Origin of the sequence: Moellerella wisconsensis ATCC 35017, assembly GCF_001294465.1 — a bacterium.
GTDB lineage: Bacteria > Pseudomonadota > Gammaproteobacteria > Enterobacterales > Enterobacteriaceae > Moellerella > Moellerella wisconsensis.
On record NZ_LGAA01000002.1, the window covers coordinates 36,205 to 53,287 of the forward strand.

At 39.7% G+C, this 17,083-nt stretch carries 16 protein-coding genes and 4 tRNA genes; 10 read left to right on the plus strand and 10 right to left on the minus strand.

Features of this window, described 5'->3' with window-relative positions; all coding sequences use genetic code 11:
• Positions 1 to 54: 54 nt before the first annotated feature.
• From M992_RS00300 to syd, 4 genes are all read right to left on the minus strand, one after another.
• On the minus strand, positions 55 to 507 hold the full coding sequence (locus M992_RS00300; protein ID WP_053906901.1) for a flavodoxin: 453 nt from the start codon (positions 505 to 507) through the stop codon (positions 55 to 57).
• 7 nt (positions 508 to 514) lie between these two features.
• Positions 515 to 1,267: a tRNA pseudouridine(65) synthase TruC gene (gene truC, locus M992_RS00305; protein WP_053906902.1), complete on the minus strand. Its 753-nt coding sequence runs from the start codon at positions 1,265 to 1,267 to the stop codon at positions 515 to 517.
• Positions 1,267 to 1,590 carry a YqcC family protein gene (locus tag M992_RS00310; protein ID WP_053906903.1) on the minus strand — a complete coding sequence of 108 codons (324 nt, stop codon included), beginning with the start codon at positions 1,588 to 1,590 and terminating at the stop codon, positions 1,267 to 1,269. The genes truC and M992_RS00310 overlap by 1 nt, the downstream gene beginning before the upstream one ends.
• Before the next feature lie 684 nt (positions 1,591 to 2,274).
• Entirely contained in the window at positions 2,275 to 2,829 is a 555-nt protein-coding gene (gene syd, locus M992_RS00315) for a SecY-interacting protein (protein WP_053906904.1), read from the minus strand.
• A 228-nt stretch (positions 2,830 to 3,057) separates the two neighbouring features.
• Here syd and queF point away from each other — a divergent pair, with 228 nt between their 5' ends.
• From queF to xni, 3 genes are all read left to right on the plus strand, one after another.
• On the plus strand, positions 3,058 to 3,927 hold the full coding sequence (gene queF / locus M992_RS00320) for an NADPH-dependent 7-cyano-7-deazaguanine reductase QueF (RefSeq protein ID WP_053906905.1): 870 nt from the start codon (positions 3,058 to 3,060) through the stop codon (positions 3,925 to 3,927).
• 93 nt (positions 3,928 to 4,020) lie between these two features.
• Positions 4,021 to 5,388 carry a nucleotide 5'-monophosphate nucleosidase PpnN gene (gene ppnN, locus M992_RS00325; RefSeq protein ID WP_053906906.1) on the plus strand — a complete coding sequence of 456 codons (1,368 nt, stop codon included), beginning with the start codon at positions 4,021 to 4,023 and terminating at the stop codon, positions 5,386 to 5,388.
• Between the two features lie 32 nt (positions 5,389 to 5,420).
• Complete coding sequence (gene xni / locus M992_RS00330; RefSeq protein WP_053906907.1) at positions 5,421 to 6,185, plus strand: flap endonuclease Xni; 765 nt, start codon at positions 5,421 to 5,423, stop codon at positions 6,183 to 6,185.
• A 192-nt stretch (positions 6,186 to 6,377) separates the two neighbouring features.
• Here the strand turns inward: xni and rlmM are convergent, their stop codons facing one another.
• Genes rlmM through M992_RS00345 form a run of 3 tightly spaced genes read right to left on the minus strand, consistent with a single transcriptional unit; the run spans position 6,378 to position 8,839 of the window.
• On the minus strand, positions 6,378 to 7,472 hold the full coding sequence (gene rlmM, locus M992_RS00335) for a 23S rRNA (cytidine(2498)-2'-O)-methyltransferase RlmM (protein WP_053906908.1): 1,095 nt from the start codon (positions 7,470 to 7,472) through the stop codon (positions 6,378 to 6,380).
• Positions 7,465 to 7,860, minus strand: coding sequence for a DUF423 domain-containing protein (locus M992_RS00340; protein ID WP_053906909.1), 396 nt, complete (start codon positions 7,858 to 7,860; stop codon positions 7,465 to 7,467). Before M992_RS00340 ends, rlmM begins: the two co-directional genes overlap by 8 nt.
• 34 nt (positions 7,861 to 7,894) lie before the next feature.
• Positions 7,895 to 8,839: a transcriptional regulator GcvA gene (locus M992_RS00345; RefSeq protein WP_047255131.1), complete on the minus strand. Its 945-nt coding sequence runs from the start codon at positions 8,837 to 8,839 to the stop codon at positions 7,895 to 7,897.
• 650 nt (positions 8,840 to 9,489) lie between these two features.
• On the opposite strand from M992_RS00345, the gene csdA reads away from it, so the two are divergent.
• Positions 9,490 to 10,695, plus strand: a complete 1,206-nt coding sequence (gene csdA / locus M992_RS00350; protein ID WP_053906910.1) for a cysteine desulfurase CsdA — start codon at positions 9,490 to 9,492, stop codon at positions 10,693 to 10,695.
• A gap of 33 nt (positions 10,696 to 10,728) precedes the next feature.
• The gene (gene csdE, locus M992_RS00355) at positions 10,729 to 11,172 is read left to right on the plus strand and encodes a cysteine desulfurase sulfur acceptor subunit CsdE (protein ID WP_047255133.1); all 444 of its coding nucleotides are present in this window, start codon (positions 10,729 to 10,731) and stop codon (positions 11,170 to 11,172) included.
• 88 nt (positions 11,173 to 11,260) lie between these two features.
• Here the strand turns inward: csdE and tcdA are convergent, their stop codons facing one another.
• Both tcdA and mltA read right to left on the minus strand, forming a co-directional pair.
• Complete coding sequence (gene tcdA / locus M992_RS00360; RefSeq protein ID WP_053906911.1) at positions 11,261 to 12,076, minus strand: tRNA cyclic N6-threonylcarbamoyladenosine(37) synthase TcdA; 816 nt, start codon at positions 12,074 to 12,076, stop codon at positions 11,261 to 11,263.
• A gap of 30 nt (positions 12,077 to 12,106) precedes the next feature.
• Entirely contained in the window at positions 12,107 to 13,192 is a 1,086-nt protein-coding gene (mltA, locus tag M992_RS00365) for a murein transglycosylase A (protein ID WP_053906912.1), read from the minus strand.
• A gap of 223 nt (positions 13,193 to 13,415) precedes the next feature.
• On the opposite strand from mltA, the gene M992_RS00370 reads away from it, so the two are divergent.
• From M992_RS00370 to M992_RS00385, 4 genes are all read left to right on the plus strand, one after another.
• A tRNA-Met gene (locus M992_RS00370) sits at positions 13,416 to 13,492 on the plus strand.
• 96 nt (positions 13,493 to 13,588) lie between these two features.
• Positions 13,589 to 13,665, plus strand: a tRNA-Met gene (locus tag M992_RS00375).
• An 81-nt stretch (positions 13,666 to 13,746) separates the two neighbouring features.
• A tRNA-Met gene (locus M992_RS00380) sits at positions 13,747 to 13,823 on the plus strand.
• Positions 13,824 to 13,858: 35 nt separating this feature from the next.
• Positions 13,859 to 13,935 (plus strand) — tRNA-Met (locus M992_RS00385).
• Positions 13,936 to 14,231: 296 nt separating this feature from the next.
• On the opposite strand, the gene amiC is transcribed toward M992_RS00385, so the two are convergent.
• Positions 14,232 to 15,482: an N-acetylmuramoyl-L-alanine amidase AmiC gene (gene amiC, locus M992_RS00390; protein ID WP_053906913.1), complete on the minus strand. Its 1,251-nt coding sequence runs from the start codon at positions 15,480 to 15,482 to the stop codon at positions 14,232 to 14,234.
• Between the two features lie 253 nt (positions 15,483 to 15,735).
• On the opposite strand from amiC, the gene argA reads away from it, so the two are divergent.
• A complete protein-coding gene (argA, locus tag M992_RS00395) occupies positions 15,736 to 17,073 on the plus strand; it encodes an amino-acid N-acetyltransferase (protein ID WP_053906914.1) in 1,338 nt (445 codons plus the stop codon).
• The last annotated feature ends 10 nt before the right edge of the window (positions 17,074 to 17,083 follow it).

Consider the following 17,083-nt stretch of genomic DNA (forward strand, 5'->3'; position numbering starts at 1 on the left):
GGCTCTACACCGTGGCTTTTCTACGGTGTAGAATATTATCGTCGTCGATAACAACTAAATTAATTTGCCCCATGCCTGTAACCAAGGCTGTGCAAACTCTTCTGGCACTGGCTGTTCAATCGCATCAATCAATAATAATTCACCAACCTGTTTTGCGCTTTGCTCCTTTAATAACTCAGCAAAACGCTTACCCGCAGCGCAATAGTTATCATAACTACTGTCCCCTAAACCGATAATTCCATAACGTAAATTGGGTTGATAGCCTAGTTGTTCCTGAATTTCATAAAACAGTGGCGTGATAGAATCAGGTAAATCGCCTTGTCCCGTTGTCGAGGTAATAATCAACACCACATTATCGTCTTGATTATAATTTTGCCAATCGGTTAATTGAGGTTCATCAAAGATCACCACCTCATGCCCTTGTGCAACAAAGATAGTTTGCGCTTCTTCCGCTACAGCGAGCGAGTTGCCATATACCGTACCAACAAATATTCCTATTTTTGACATATCAGCCTCAGCTATTATCAATTATGGTTTCTAGTTGTTTTTCAATGCCTAGCCAACCGAATTGCTGGATCAATGTCATCCACTGTTGATCCCATTTAGCCTGTAATTTCAGAGGCTCATGGGTAATTGGATGCGTTAAATTAAGTTCACTGGCATGCAACATTAATCGTGAAGTCGAAAAATGTTGAGTAACGCCGCGATTCTGGCGTAAATCACCATGCTTAGAATCACCAATAATAGGATGCCGCAAATGTGACATATGACGCCGCAATTGATGTTTACGCCCTGTTTCTGGTTTCAACTCAATCAAACTAAAACGGGACGTAGGATAACGCCCAATCGCTACCGGGCACTCCACTTTAGCTAACGGACGATAATGCGTAACACATTCTTGAAGAACAGGCGCGCGCGTTGCATGTTTATCCGCAATTTTATCCAACTCTTCTAATAAGGGATAATCTAATCTTTCTGCCTGTTCGACATAACCTCTCACAATCGCATGATAGGTTTTTTCTAGCTGATGCAGCTCAAATTGTTCAGAGAGCAAACGTGCCACATCGCTTGATAGCGCCATCAATAACACCCCAGATGTAGGGCGGTCAAGACGATGAACCGGAAAAACATGCTGCCCAATTTGATCTCGTAGAGTTTGCATCACGAAAACAGTTTCATGGCTATCTAACCAACTGCGATGAACTAGCCAGCCTGCAGGTTTATTGATCGCCACCAAATATTCGTCTTGATATATAATTTCCAGCATTAATTAGCCTTAGTGAAGAATGCATCCAGTTCACGCAAATGCGTAAGCAAGTTCAAACAACGACTTTCATCCTCATATTTATATGCTTCTTCAAAATATGGCGCGATAGAAAATGAACTGGGTAATGTTCCATTCTGCTCAATCAGCGCATACATTCTAGGGATCAATATCCACTGCAACCATTCTGCAGGTTCCATAGTATCAAGCGCAAAAGGCTGCTCACTTTCAAAAGCTTCTGGTGCGGGTGGTGTTTCAGACCACAATTCAATAACTCTCATTTCGTGTTCTAGATGCTGTAATTTTTCTATAATCAATGTCTTCATGCTTTACCATTATTCTTACGCGATTTGATACAAGATTTTGAATATCAGACAAAATTTTGTATCCGAAAATTCTAACGATGTAATAAGAGTTCGAAAATCTTTCCTCTAATTCATCGCCTTACGTTAAGCAGATAATACAATATGGAGTCAATAGATCCCAAACGCAACTTAATCACCATAATGTATATGATGTGTAATGCGCTCAAATTATGAATCATTAATTATAATACGAGGATGAATAATTATAAAAATAAGCGAAAAATAGACTGAATTTATCCACGAAAAAGAGCCAGCCAAGAAATCTTGACTGGCTTATCTCATTATATCTAGATAGATATTTGCATCCTGCAATAACAGCATCCTGCTGTTTAACATCCGTTGTCGTTAAGATAGTTTTCCCAAGCTTATACTTGCTCTGGTTATCCTTAACCCTACCTTATTAATTTTTTTACTGTGGACGCTCTCGTCTTCAGCCACACAAGAATGCTATAAATCACCTAGCGAAACAACCTACCTAGAAAAACATTAAAAGCACAATAAAATCAGGATTGGATTAAAATAAAAACAACCTTTTGAAATTAAATGCTATTTAATGCATTGTAAAAAAAACAAATAACCAGTTGAGGTATAGATAAATTAATTTGTAAGTAATATCTCACATATCTATAGAGTGATATCGCAAGATTAACTTGTTACAACTGGGATCAATCCCACGATAAATGTCGCTAAATCAGGTGCAATAACTCGACGTTCTTTACTGCCAAATTTTTCTACAATAACTTCACCTGATATATTACATAAAGATACCATTTCTAAATCAGACTCCATGGTGGCAATAAATAACGTAGGTGGCAGCTTCAATCGCTTTTGAGTAACTAAATGACCAATCAGATTTTGTTGTAAGCGCGTAAAATCTTCTTCACTCCATACCTGAAGCAAATTAATCGACAATCCCTCAAATTCAGCCGCCATATCGCCCGCCAGCTGGGAGGTATAAAACGGATGGATATCCTCTTGTAATGTGATCTCTAACGCATTAGCTACACTCTGTAAGGTGGCATTTGCAATAGGAAAAGGTTGAGGCTCCCAATACACTGCTTCATCACCGGTACGAATAACACAAGGTGATGGAATACCGTATAATTCTGCGGAAACTGGAGGGAATCCAGTCTGTTGTTTCCAATTATTTATATAGGTTGATGTAAATTGTTCTAGTACTGATGATATTGTTGTTTTCATATCAATTAGAGGCTTATTTAAATAAATTCACGTAAAATTATCAGCAACCACCAAAGTCATAAACTATAGTCACCTAGTGTGGCTACTAACTACAGCGACTAACTATGGTCACTAACTATAAAATGCTATCATCGCAAGGCATCAGAGCTATAAAATCAGGTTCTGGCCGATACATTCTATTGATAGATTAATAAAATTAGACCGTATAACCCATATAAAAGGATTATGATGTCACAGTATCAGGATAACCCAGCGCTTAGCAATCTCACGCTAGGGAAAAAAACCGCTTATCACGATCAATATGAAGCTAACTTACTGCAAGCTGTTCCTCGTAGTTTGAATCGCCAGCCGCTAAATATTCATCCCGATAATCTTCCCTTTCATGGTGCTGATATTTGGACATTATATGAACTTTCATGGCTGAATTCACGCGGTGTACCACAGGTCGCCATCGGTCAGGTTAGTGTTGATGCTACCAGCCAAAATTTAATTGAATCCAAAAGTTTTAAATTATATTTAAACAGTTTTAATCAAACTCATTTTGATTCATGGGAAAAAGTGCGAACCACTTTGCAAAATGATTTAACCCACTGTGCTCAAGGTTTGGTTAGCGTTACACTGCATGCGCTGGATGAATTTACTCAACAGCCGATCGGAACATTTATAGGAGAATGTATTGATAATCAAGATATTAATATTGATGATTATCAATTCAATCGTGACTACTTAATTCACAGCATATCGGATAATGATATTAATAATGGTCATCAGCCCATTATTGAAGAAACACTGGTCAGTCACTTATTAAAATCGAACTGTCTCATCACCCATCAGCCAGATTGGGGATCCGTGCAAATTCATTATCGCGGTACCAAAATTGATCGTGAAAAGCTGTTACGTTATCTGGTTTCATTTAGGCACCATAATGAGTTTCACGAACAATGTGTTGAGCGTATATTCAATGATTTAATGGAATTTTGTCGCCCAGAATCGCTCACCGTCTATGCACGATATACACGGCGAGGGGGATTAGATATTAATCCATGGCGCAGTAATGAATCGTTCCAGCCTTCACTCGCTAGATTAGCTCGACAATAAACAATATTAGGCGGTTAATGTACCTGTATTTTATTTTATATTTCACTTTAATATAAAAAATAACCGTCGCAGTTCAGGACAAAGGAGCCCTACTTGATTACTCATATCAGTCCACTAGGATCTATGGATTTGCTGTCTCAGCTTGAAGTCGACATGCTCAAGCGTACTGCGAGCAGCCATTTATACCATTTATTCCGCAATTGCTCTCTGGCGGTTCTTAATTCGGGTAGCCAAACTGACAATAGTAAGGAATTACTGTCAAAATATACTGATTTTGACATCAACGTATTACGCCGTGAACGAGGGGTTAAACTTGAACTAATCAATCCCCCTGAAGATGCCTTTGTTGATGGTAAAATTATTCGATCCCTTCAAGCCAATCTGTTTGCTGTTCTACGCGATATCTTATTTGTTCATGCTCAAATCACCCATGCAGAGCGGGTTCATCATTTAAATATGGACAATGGTACGCATATTACCAATATGCTATTTTCTATTTTACGTAATGCCCGCGCACTGCATATTGATGAAGATCCGAGCATGATTGTCTGCTGGGGGGGCCACTCAATTAACGAAGTGGAATATCTTTACGGCCGTAAAGTCGGTAATGAATTAGGTCTTCGTGAATTAAATATTTGTACTGGTTGTGGCCCAGGGGCAATGGAAGCTCCGATGAAAGGCGCTGCCGTAGGGCATGCACAACAACGCTATAATAATAGCCGTTTCATTGGCTTAACTGAGCCTTCAATCATTGCCGCTGAACCACCTAATCCTCTGGTCAATGAATTGATTATTATGCCAGATATTGAAAAACGCTTAGAAAGCTTTGTACGTTTAGCTCACGGGATAATTATCTTCCCCGGCGGTGTAGGAACCGCAGAAGAATTATTGTATTTACTGGGTATTTTGATGGATCCAGAAAATAAACACCAAGTTCTTCCGCTGATCCTCACTGGGCCAAAAGAGAGTGCCGAATACTTTGAAGTTTTAGATGACTTTATTCAGCATACACTGGGTGACGAAGCCCGTAAGCATTATCAAATCATTATTGATGACCCACAAGAAGTGGCGAAAGTAATGAAAAAAAATATGCCTCTAGTTAAAGATAATCGTCGCAGTACCGGTGATGCTTATAGCTTCAATTGGTCAATCAAGATTAATCATCAACTTCAAATTCCTTTTGAACCAACACATGAAAATATGGCATCTTTAAATTTGTATCCCGGCCAATCACCAGAAAAATTAGCCTCTGATTTACGTAGAGCCTTCTCAGGTATTGTGGCAGGAAACGTAAAAGAAGTCGGAATGAAAGCGATAGAACAACATGGACCATTTAAAATTCATGGAGATGCTGAAATAATGCGTCGTATGGATACATTGTTACGTGGATTTGTTGATCAACATCGAATGAAACTCCCAGGCGGCACGGCTTATGAGCCTTGCTACGAAATCGTAAAATAATCAAACCGTACGCCAGGGATGGCAAGATACTCATGATCCATTTACTCATTATTGATGCATTAAATTTAATTCGTCGTATCCATGCCGTACAAGGTTCACCTTGTGCGACTACCTGCATGTCAGCAATTCAACAATTAATCACTCACGCCTCTCCCAGCCATATTGTGGCGGTATTTGATGAGGAAGATCGTCATAATAGTTGGCGCCACCAATTATTACCCGATTACAAAGCGGGTAGACAAGCAATGCCCGAAGATTTACAGCACGAATTAATAGCGATTAAACAGTTATTTGAGCAACAAGGTATTTGTTGCTGGCATTCTCAAGGTGATGAAGCCGATGATCTGGCTGCCACACTGGCCTGCAAAGTAACCTCAGCCGGCCATGCTGTCACCATTGTCTCGACAGATAAAGGCTATTGCCAATTATTGTCACCCGCAATTCAAATTAGAGACTATTTTCAAAAACGATGGTTAGACTTACCTTTTGTCACCAAAGAATTTGGGGTTGCTCCGCATCAATTGCCGGACTATTGGGGATTAACTGGTGTAAGTAGCAGTAAAATTCCCGGGGTAGCAGGTATAGGTCCCAAAAGCGCAATAGCATTACTCCAACAATATGAAACATTGGATAATCTGTTTGCTAATCTAGAGTCTGTAACAGATAAATGGCGTAAAAAACTAGAAAATCAATATGCTATCGCAGATATTTGCCGAAAAATATCAACCCTAAGAACCGATCTTCAACTCAACGGTAATTTAAAAGATCTAAGATATATCCCACCTACTAGCTCATAATACGGCTTATCTCTATATCGTTCTTGTCGAATATCATTTTTATCAAATAGTATCGTTTCCAATAAATTACAAAATTGATCACTATCGATTGATAGTAATATAAAAAAACGACCCAAAGGTCGTTTTTTTATATTCGAACTCACTATATTTAGATTTGTATGCTCAATAAGTGATATTCAATAAGTTGATAAATCAGTCACGTTTAGGGGCAGCCGCCCAAATACGCTGTACATGCACAGTCACTTCTTCACGATCATGATATAATTGCTTGGCTTGAATACGGGAATTAATACCGTTTTCTTTCAGCTGAATTTCCATCTTATTTAAGATATGGGAAACTTCTTCATAGCGTTTTTTCATCGGTAATTTAAGATTGAAAATAGCTTCACGGCACCAACCTTGAACTAACCACTCGGTCATCAACGCCGCTACTTTTGCTGGTTTTTCAACCATATCACAGACTAACCAAGTAATGTTATTTACTAATGGCTGAAATTTGAAACCATCAAGGCGGTGATGTCTAACCTGGCCAGTATCCATTAAGCTCTGAGCCATCGGGCCATTATCTACCGCATGCACCATCATACTGCGCTTAACTAATTGATAGGTCCATCCACCAGGACAAGCGCCTAAATCAACTGCTTTCATCCCGCTGGCCAAACGTTCTTCCCACTCATCGTGAGGAATAAAAACATGAAAGGCTTCTTCCAGTTTTAGCGTTGAACGGCTTGGCGCATCAGAAGGAAACTTCAGACGCGGTATCCCCATATAGAATGTAGAGTTATTAGTGCTGTAAGAATATCCTGTATAACAACAACCGGGAGCTATAAAAAATACATGGATCACCGGACGTTTCAGGTTTTCTTTGGCTAATAATATTTTTTCTTGACGCAATGCATTACGCAGTGGAACCGTAAATTTACGACAAAAATTCAATAACTCTTTACTTTCATTGGTATCTGGAACTTCAACACGAACTTCACCAGCACGCTCTATTTGCGTTTTTAGCGCAGCAACAACCGGAGTAATACGATCATCTGCTGGTAAATCTTTTAACAGATCGCCAACTACAATCATCTGACGAGCAAAAATCAACTCAGAAAATGGGATCTCTTTCGCAAGACGATCCGCATTTCCAGCTTCATAGCACTCGAACAAGACATAGCCGCTGTTCTCTTTTACTCGAGCAAAACCAAAAATTTCTTTCTGACTTGCTTTATCTGTTATTTCTGACGCACATTCTTTTTCAAAGCCTTGGCGACAATATAATGCAATTTTATTATTCATGGCGTAACGCCGATTTCCTTAGACGCGTAGCGCCGATAACCACTAACAGCCAGCCGATCAGAAAGCAAACTCCACCAATCGGCGTAAAATACGCGAAGTATTTTACCTGCAATAAGGCCATACAATAAAGGCTACCACTGAAAAGGAGAATACCTATAGCGAAAAATATCCCGCACCAGTAAAACCAAAGCACAACTTTACGGATTAAAATGGCGCCAAGGGCCATTAGAGCAGCAGTATGCATCATCTGATAACGCAAACCTGTATCAATCCACTCCATTTGATGGGAGCTCATGACTGGCGACAATAAATGCGAACCTACCGCACCGAATGCCACACAAAAAAAACCACTGATCCCAGCAAAAATTAGCATCAAACGACTATTCACAGTAATACCCTTTATTTCTGTTTTATCTTTTTAATTACTGCCCAGGTAGTGTAGTTTCTTGATCGCCGGTGATAAAGCCTAATTTTTCTTGTTCGCTAGCAGCCTGAGCGAGGATCCATTGCCTAAATGCCGCAATTTTTCCCAGTTCCGCCTGATTTTCCTGACAAACAAGATAAAAAGCATTTTTACTAACGAGTACTTCACTGAAAGGACATACCAATCGACCCGAATCTATTTCATTTTTAGCCATCACATTATTGGTCAACGCGATTCCTTGCCCATGAACCGCCGCCTGTATCACCATTGCACTATGACTAAATATTGGTCCCTGCTGTACATTCACAATATTCTGCAACTCCAGCATACGAGTATAGGCTTGCCAATCTCTACGCGAAGAGTCGTGCAATAATGTATGGAATGCGAGATCTCCCGGCTGTTTTAGCGGGTGATCTCCAGTTAATAATGATGGCGAACATACTGGCATTAAAAACTCAGCATATAGGCGATCTGTCCTTAAACCTGGCCAATTCCCACGACCATAAAATATTGCAACATCAACATCATCAGACAGTTTATCTTCTTCACGATCTACCGCCTGAATGCGCACATCGATTCCAGGATAAGCTTGGTTAAATCCCGATAATCGAGGAACTAACCATTGGATAGCAAAGCTAGGCGACAAACTTACTGTCAATGCACCTTTTGCGCTACGGGCGAGTAATTTTCGGGTCGCTTCATTTATAGAAGAGAAAATTTCTTTAATATCAAGATAATAACTTTGCCCTTCTTCCGTCAGTAACAATGAGCGATTACGGCGGCGAAACAATTTAAGCCCTAAAAAATCCTCTAAACTTTTCATTTGATGACTCACTGCTGCTTGAGTAACAAACAGCTCCTCTGCCGCTTTAGTAAAACTTAAATGACGGGCAGCAGCGTCAAATACTCGCAATGCATTAAGGGGAGGTAATCGTTTAGACATAATCGCTTCTATTCCGGCCAATTAGATACATTAGTTTTTTTTATCCGAAGCATTATAATTTGTCCATTGAGGATATACCAGTAAATACCTATAGTATGCGCACTTCCTAAGCCGGAACGAAAAGTTTCAAAGTTTTGCTACTTTGGAGCTTTTGGCTTTGTGGTTGTGATGTTGTGTTTGCAAGTTGTCTAGTAATACTAGACTTTGTAGCTATGCTACTGTTTTTTTTCACTTCCTGTACATTTACCCTGTCTGTCCATAGTGATTTTTTAATACACCGCTTCGGCGGTGTTTTTTTTTAGCTAAATAAAACTCAAATAACTTACGACAATTAACTAAAAAACCACGATAAATGAATAGAATAACGTAATATCTTATCTTCAGGTAAATGTTATGAATTGAGATCTATTCATCCCTGCCTAAATAATCCAATTTGATATTCTATAAACCGCTTATTCTATAACTATAGGAAATTGGATGAATTTATTGCAAAATGATCAAATATGACTAAATTTTTTGTTTCTATTTTACTAATAGTACCAATAAACATGTCTAAGTGTAACAATATCTTTCCCTGCTAAACAGGTTACAATTGAAACAAAACCACTAATTTAGTCAAAAAGAATCATCTTAGTTATTAATGAGGCGCAATGAGTACTTTCTCTGCTATTAATTTTAGAAGCCATTTTCCGGCATTAAACAGCCCAACCGTCTTTCTAGACAGTGCAGCGACCGCATTGAAGCCTCTTGCCATGATAGAAGCGACTGATCACTATTATAGGCACGCCAGTAGTTCGGTTCATCGTGGTCAATCAAAAGTGGCATTACAGACCACTCAAAATTATGAATTAGCACGCCAGCAGGTTGCCCGATTAATAAACTCAGTTGATGCGAAAAGCATTATTTGGACACGAGGAACAACTGAGTCAATCAATTTTGTTGCCCAAAGTTATTTTAGAGAACAACTACAACCCGGCGATGAAATTATTGTCAGCGAGCAAGAACACCATTCAAATTTGATCCCTTGGCTGATGCTAGCGCAGCAAACCGGCGCAACAGTAATCAAATGGCCAATTAATCAAAATTATCATATTAGCCTTGATAGCCTAAAGCCCCTATTAAATCAGCGTACTCGGGTCGTCGCAGTGAGCCAAATGTCGAATGTAACAGGCCATCAGCCAGATCTCATAGCGATTCGTCAACTGACTCGAGAAGTAGGGGCTAAAATGGTGGTTGATGGCGCCCAAGGGATAGCTCACCATTCAATTGATGTTACAGCACTAGACATTGATTTTTATGCTTTTTCTGCACATAAATTGTATGGACCGACCGGATTAGGAGTGTGTTATATTAAACCACAATTAGCCGCTCAAATGTCACCTTGGCATGGTGGCGGCAAAATGCTAATTGAAACTGATTTTTCTAATTTTGTTGCAGCAGAAATCCCTCATTGTTTTGAAGCTGGTACGCCAAATATTGCGGGTGTTCTGGCTTTCTCTGCTACTTTAGCGTGGCTTGAAACTATTCATCGATCAGATGCTGCATTGCATGCTAATTCATTAATCGATTATGCCGAACAGCAATTGCAGCAGCTGCCCGGTTTTATTAGCTATCGTTGTTCACACTCTCCGCTACTATCATTTAATTTTGCCGATATTCATCCTAGCGATTTAGCCATTTTACTGGCGGAGCAAAATATCGCATTACGCCATGGACAACATTGTGCTCAACCATTAATGGATGCAATGGGAATAAATAGCTGCTTACGTATCTCTGTTATGCCTTATAATAATCAACAAGATATTATTCGATTTATCTCAGAGCTAAAATCAGCGCTATCATTATTAAATGAATAGTATAATTAATTATAAGAATCAAGGAGCTAAACTATGCCCTCGTTGACAGCAACTCACCCATTTGGCTCAGAGATAACATTTGAAGATCTGCGTTGTGACTTACAAGCGCAATCTGCATGGGAAGACAAATATCGTTTATTAATCAAATTAGCCCGTAAATTACCTGTATTAGACGAAGTCACTCGCCAGCAAGCGCAAGAAGTTAAAGGTTGTGAAAATCGAGTTTGGCTTGGCTATCAACTAAATCAAAACGGAACGTTACACTTTTTTGGTGATAGCGAAGGAAGAATTGTCAAAGGATTACTGGCTATATTACTGACAGCGATAGAAAACCAAACGCCACAGAAAATTTTATCAATTGATTTCTCTGAGTTTTTTCAAGCCACTGGATTATCAGGGCAACTGAGCGATTCACGTTTAAATGGGATCCAAGCACTAATTCAATATATCCAAAAAATCGCCCAAGAAAATCAATAACAGCACAAATTAACTCTCACCGGCTATTTGGATTTCTCATTACTCAACGAAAGTGATAGGCGCATATATTCTGCGCCTATCTATCATTTTATTTTTTCAAGCGATTACGTTCAGCTCTAGCCAGCATTTTTTTCAGGGCATGCGAAACGGCGATAAAACCAAAACTGGCGGTTACCATTGTTGCAGCGCCAAAGCCTGAAGCACAATCCATCCGTTTAGAGCCATCTGCGGTACTTTTTGCTGCGCATACAGAGCCGTCACGTTGAGGATAAACTAATTGTTCTGTCGAAAAGACACAATCAATCCCCAATTTACCCTTACCATTTTTAACCACATTAAAATCTGATTTTAAACGTTCACGTAATTTCGCCGCTAAAGGGTCTTGGATGGTTTTAGCTAAATCAGTCACTTTAATTTGTGTCGGATCAATCTGTCCCCCTGCGCCCCCCGTGGTTATTACTGGAATTTTATAGCGGCGGCAATAAGCTAATAATGCCGCTTTTGGTCTAACACTATCAATAGCATCAATCACATAGTCGAATCCTACCGATAATAATTCCGCCGCATTATCCGCAGTAATAAAATCATCGACAACGGTAACCCGACACTCAGGGTTTATCGCTAAAATACGCTGTTTCATTACTTCAACTTTGGGCTGACCAATAGTTGACTTCAATGCGTGTAATTGCCGGTTAGTATTTGTCACGCATACATCATCCATATCGATAAGAGTAATAGCACCAATACCAGTGCGAGCAAGTGCCTCTGCTGCCCATGAACCAACGCCACCAATACCAATGACACAGATATGTGATTGAGCAAAAAGTGATAGTGCGAATTGGCCGTACAATCGCCCCGTCCCCGCAAAGCGCTGCATCCATGCATCAGAAAGAGAATTTTGCATCGAAAAATAATACCTTAATTATCGCTATAACTATTTAATCGCTAACGGACTTTTTTTCAGTACCCAAACGCGACCATAGTGATTATAAAAACCCGCCATTCTGCCTGCATCATGGCCTGTACCGTGATAAATATCAAAATGATGGCCTTTAATCGCGCCACCAACATCCAATGCAACCATCATACGCATTTCATAACGACCCGTAAATTTGCCGTTATTATCCAATATTGGAATTTCTGCCAGTAACGTTGTGCCCGCCGGGATCAGCGTTTTATCTGCAGCAACCGAGGCTTTAGCAATTAATGGTACCGCGCTTGCGCCTCTTACAGGCACAAAGGCTTCTGGTTTAAAGAAAACAAACGAACTATTTTGTTCCAATAACTGGCGAACTTCTTCTTCACTATGAGATTCAGTCCAATCTCTTATCGCTTGTAGTGACATTTTAGCTAATGGTACTTCACCGTTATCCACTAAAACTTTACCGATACTTTTATACGCGTGACCATTTTTACCCGCATAGCCATAAAAACTTAACGGGCTACCATCACCATAATTAACATAGCCACTCCCCTGCACTTCCATCATAAAATTATCTACGGCTGAGTTACTGTAGGCTAAAATTAATCTATCGCTCAATGCACCGTTATAAATTTCGGCGCGACTTGGTAAACGCTTTTTACCTTTTGCTGGCATACCATACAGCGGATAACGGAACTCACCTTGCTTTACTCTGCGTGCTTCGATAACTGGAGTATAGTAACCAGTGAACTGTACATTTCCATAATTATCAACACCTTCCATTTGAAAGGCTGATAAATTGAAATTCGCTAATTGAGCAGGATCGCCACCTGCTTGTAGCCAATTTTCAATCGCGTGGTAAGTATCATTGTTATTACGGAATAATCTTGGCGACATTTGTTCAATCATGCTGACCTGCTGATTAAAATCAGCCGCATTAATCGGTCGCCCTTGAACATTCAGTTGATTGACTTGCTGTAAATCTTTCGTTAGCTTGCCATCTTTATATTGTTGACCTTTATCCGTGGGATGAGACTGGCATCCTGCAAGTAAAGATAGAAACACGCCAGAAACTAACCATTTTTGCCAGCAATTCATGTGAAATTATCTCCGTATTAACGATGTCGCGCACAATAGCAAACCGCCAAGCATAAAGAAATCAGTAAAATACTCGGCAACAATAATTGTTAAGTCGAGGGTTACAATTGAATAAAAAAAACGCGTAAAGTGTGTTTTTTGTGCTAATTACGTAAAAAAATCAAAAAAATGAACGAAAAAACTTGCATCAGATCTCATCCTGAGTATAGTGCCCGCTATCAGTCGCGGGATGGAGCAGTCTGGTAGCTCGTCGGGCTCATAACCCGAAGGTCGTTGGTTCAAATCCAGCTCCCGCAACCAATATTGTGTATCAATATATTCAGTGCTAAAATTCAATTGAATAGAAACACAATAAAGAGAAATACCGTAATATGCTAAAGTAATTAATAGATCAGTCGCGGGATGGAGCAGTCTGGTAGCTCGTCGGGCTCATAACCCGAAGGTCGTTGGTTCAAATCCAGCTCCCGCAACCAATATATTAATACGATAGATAACAGCACGGTAGATAAAACTGAAGCAGTAAAGCAATAAATAGAGTAAAATAATATTTCAGGCGCGGGATGGAGCAGTCTGGTAGCTCGTCGGGCTCATAACCCGAAGGTCGTTGGTTCAAATCCAGCTCCCGCAACCACATTGCCAAAAATATTATTAGTTATTATTATCAGTCGCGGGATGGAGCAGTCTGGTAGCTCGTCGGGCTCATAACCCGAAGGTCGTTGGTTCAAATCCAGCTCCCGCAACCAATTTTGTAAGTCAATTTTCCCTTCTTAATATATTTTCAATTAGAATAATTCCAAATAATTCCCTTAAAAAATACAGTTTCTAGCTTATTCAAATAATGTTTTTCACGATGGATAAGAATATGCTAACTATTAATCATGTAATAATTATAATACAAAAAGTTACATAGAATTTGCCATCGCGTGATAGCAATTCAATATATATAAATTAAACGATAAGATTACCATCCGTGGCAAAATAGCATAAACCAATATTATCTAAGCTTATTATCACCACTGATTTAAACAGTAAGCTTCAACTAGCGGCGGCGTGCGACATCGCCTCCATTACGAAAATAAGCTTTTATTCCTTGGAAAATTGATTCGGCCATCTGTTGCTGAAATTTTGCCGTTTTTAATTTTCGCTCTTCTTCTAAATTACTGATAAATGCAGTTTCAACTAAAATAGAGGGAATATCTGGTGCTTTTAATACCGCGAAACCAGCTTGATCCACTTTATTTTTATGCAATTTATTGACGCTTTTCATGCGTTTAAGTACTTCATCGCCGAATTTAAGACTATCGTTAATTGTTGCCGTTTGCAGTAAATCAAACATCGTATGATCTAAATATTTATCGCCACTTTTGCTCACACCACCAATTAAATCGGCCTCATTCTGAGTTTGAGCCAAGAAACGCGCAGTATTACTGGTCGCGCCTTTCGTCGATAAAGCAAACACCGACGAACCACGCGCAGAGCGATTAGTAAAAGCATCGGCGTGAATAGAGACAAATAAATCTGCCTGCATTTTTCGTGCTTTAGCCACCCTGACCGTTAATGGAATAAAGATATCTTCGTTGCGAGTCATATAAGCGCGCATTGAAGGATCGTTATCAATCAATTTTTTCAAGCGACGAGCAATCTGTAAAACCACATCTTTTTCACGAGTTTTATATTTGCCGATCGCCCCAGGATCTTCACCACCATGCCCGGGATCGATCATAATAATAATCGGTCTATCGGTTCCTGCTTTACCCGGTTTTTTCGATTCGATTGGCAAGTTTTCTTCTAAATCGCCTTTATTATAATCTTCCAGTAATGCCAATAATGGATCGTCAGTGGTACTCACCCCCTGCCCCGGATAAAAATCCATAACTAAGCGATTTTTAAATTCAGATACCGGTGCAATAGTAAACATTTGCGGCTTAACTTTACTTTTAACTTCAAAAACTAAGCGCACCGTTTTTGGATCAAATTGCCCCACGCGCACCAATTTTAGAAAGGGATCGCGAGTTTGAATTTGGCTCGTCATCTGCTTAAGAACATTATTCAATTGTACGCCTTCCAAATCCACAACAATGCGATCAGGATTTTCTAAGGCAAACTGACGGTATTTCAGCGGGATATTCGATTCCAGTGTCACTCGAGTATAACTTGAAGCCGGCCATATACGTACCGCAACAATATTGGCAGCAGCCGCTAAACCGAAAGGGCTAATACTCAGCAACATAACCGCTGCTGCACCTTGTAACAGGCGACGCCTTGACGGATTGTGATCTTGGTGACTCATCAAATAATTCCAAACCTAGAACGGATGAAAAGGGGAAATTTATAATCAATAAGGCCAATTATAGCAGCCAGACTGCGAACTTTAACCAATCATTAGCATACTGTCATTAAGAATACACAATAAAATCTAGAGATGTGTAAAGGCCTATCAGAGTTATGTTACAAAACTTATCAGATCTTTTGCTTGATATTTGCCCTTAAAAAGAATAAAAATACATTAATTACGAATAAAAATTCACTTTGAGAGGGTGTTTATGAAAGAGCGTAGCACCGAACTGGTTGATGGATTCCGCCATTCGGTTCCCTATATAAACGCACATCGTGGTAAAACATTTATCATTATGTTAGGTGGTGAAGCCATTGCCCATGAAAATTTTGCTAATATTGTCAATGATATCGGCCTACTTCATAGCCTTGGAATACGGATTGTTGTCGTTTATGGCGCTCGACCTCAAATTGAAGGTATTCTCACAGAGAATAATTATAAAACCACTTACCATAAAAATACCCGGGTCACGGATGCTAAAACGCTTGAATATGTGAAACAAGCTTCAGGTGCGCTACAATTAGATATCACAGCTCGCTTATCAATGAGCCTGAATAATACTCCATTACAAGGCGCACATATTAATGTGGTCAGTGGTAATTTTGTTATTGCCCAACCTTTAGGTATTGATGACGGCATTGATTATTATCATAGTGGACGGATCCGCCGAATTGATGAAGATGCGATTAATCGTCAACTAGATAACGGCTCTATCGTACTCATTGGCCCAGTTGCGGTATCTGTAACCGGTGAAAGCTTTAATTTAACGTCTGAAGAAGTTGCCACCCAACTGGCGATCAAAATGAAGGCTGAAAAATTGATTGGCTTCTGTTCCACACAAGGAGTTATGGGCAAACACGGTAATATTTTATCCGAATTACTACCGAACGAAGCCGAAGATCTTATTCAGCAATTAGAATCTCAAGGCGATTATTATTCAGGGACTGTACGTTTTCTACGAGGTGCGGCTAAAGCCTGTCGTCGTGGCGTACGCCGTAGCCATCTACTCAGTTACCAAGAAGATGGCTCTTTAATTCAAGAATTATTTTCTCGCGATGGTATCGGTACACAGATTGTGATGGAAAGTGCAGAGCAAATCCGCCGAGCCAATATTAATGATATCGGGGGAATTTTAGAGCTTATTCGGCCACTGGAACAACAAGGTATATTGGTTAGGCGCTCTCGCGAGCAGCTAGAAATGGAAATAGATAAGTTTACTATTATTGAGCGAGATAACTTAGCAATCGCTTGTGCGGCACTTTATCCTTATCCTGAGGAAGGATTGGGTGAAATGGCCTGCGTAGCAGTTCATCCCGATTATCGCAGTTCCTGCCGAGGAGAAGTCTTGTTAAATCGCATCTCCTCACATGCCAAGCAAATAGGATTAGAAAAACTCTTTGTGTTAACTACTCGCAGTATTCATTGGTTTCAAGAACGTGGATTTAAACCCGCAGAAATAGAAATGTTGCCATTAAAAAAACAAGAACTGTATAACTATCAACGCCGTTCTAAAATTTTAATATTAGATTTACAACCAACAGAATAATTAATCGTAA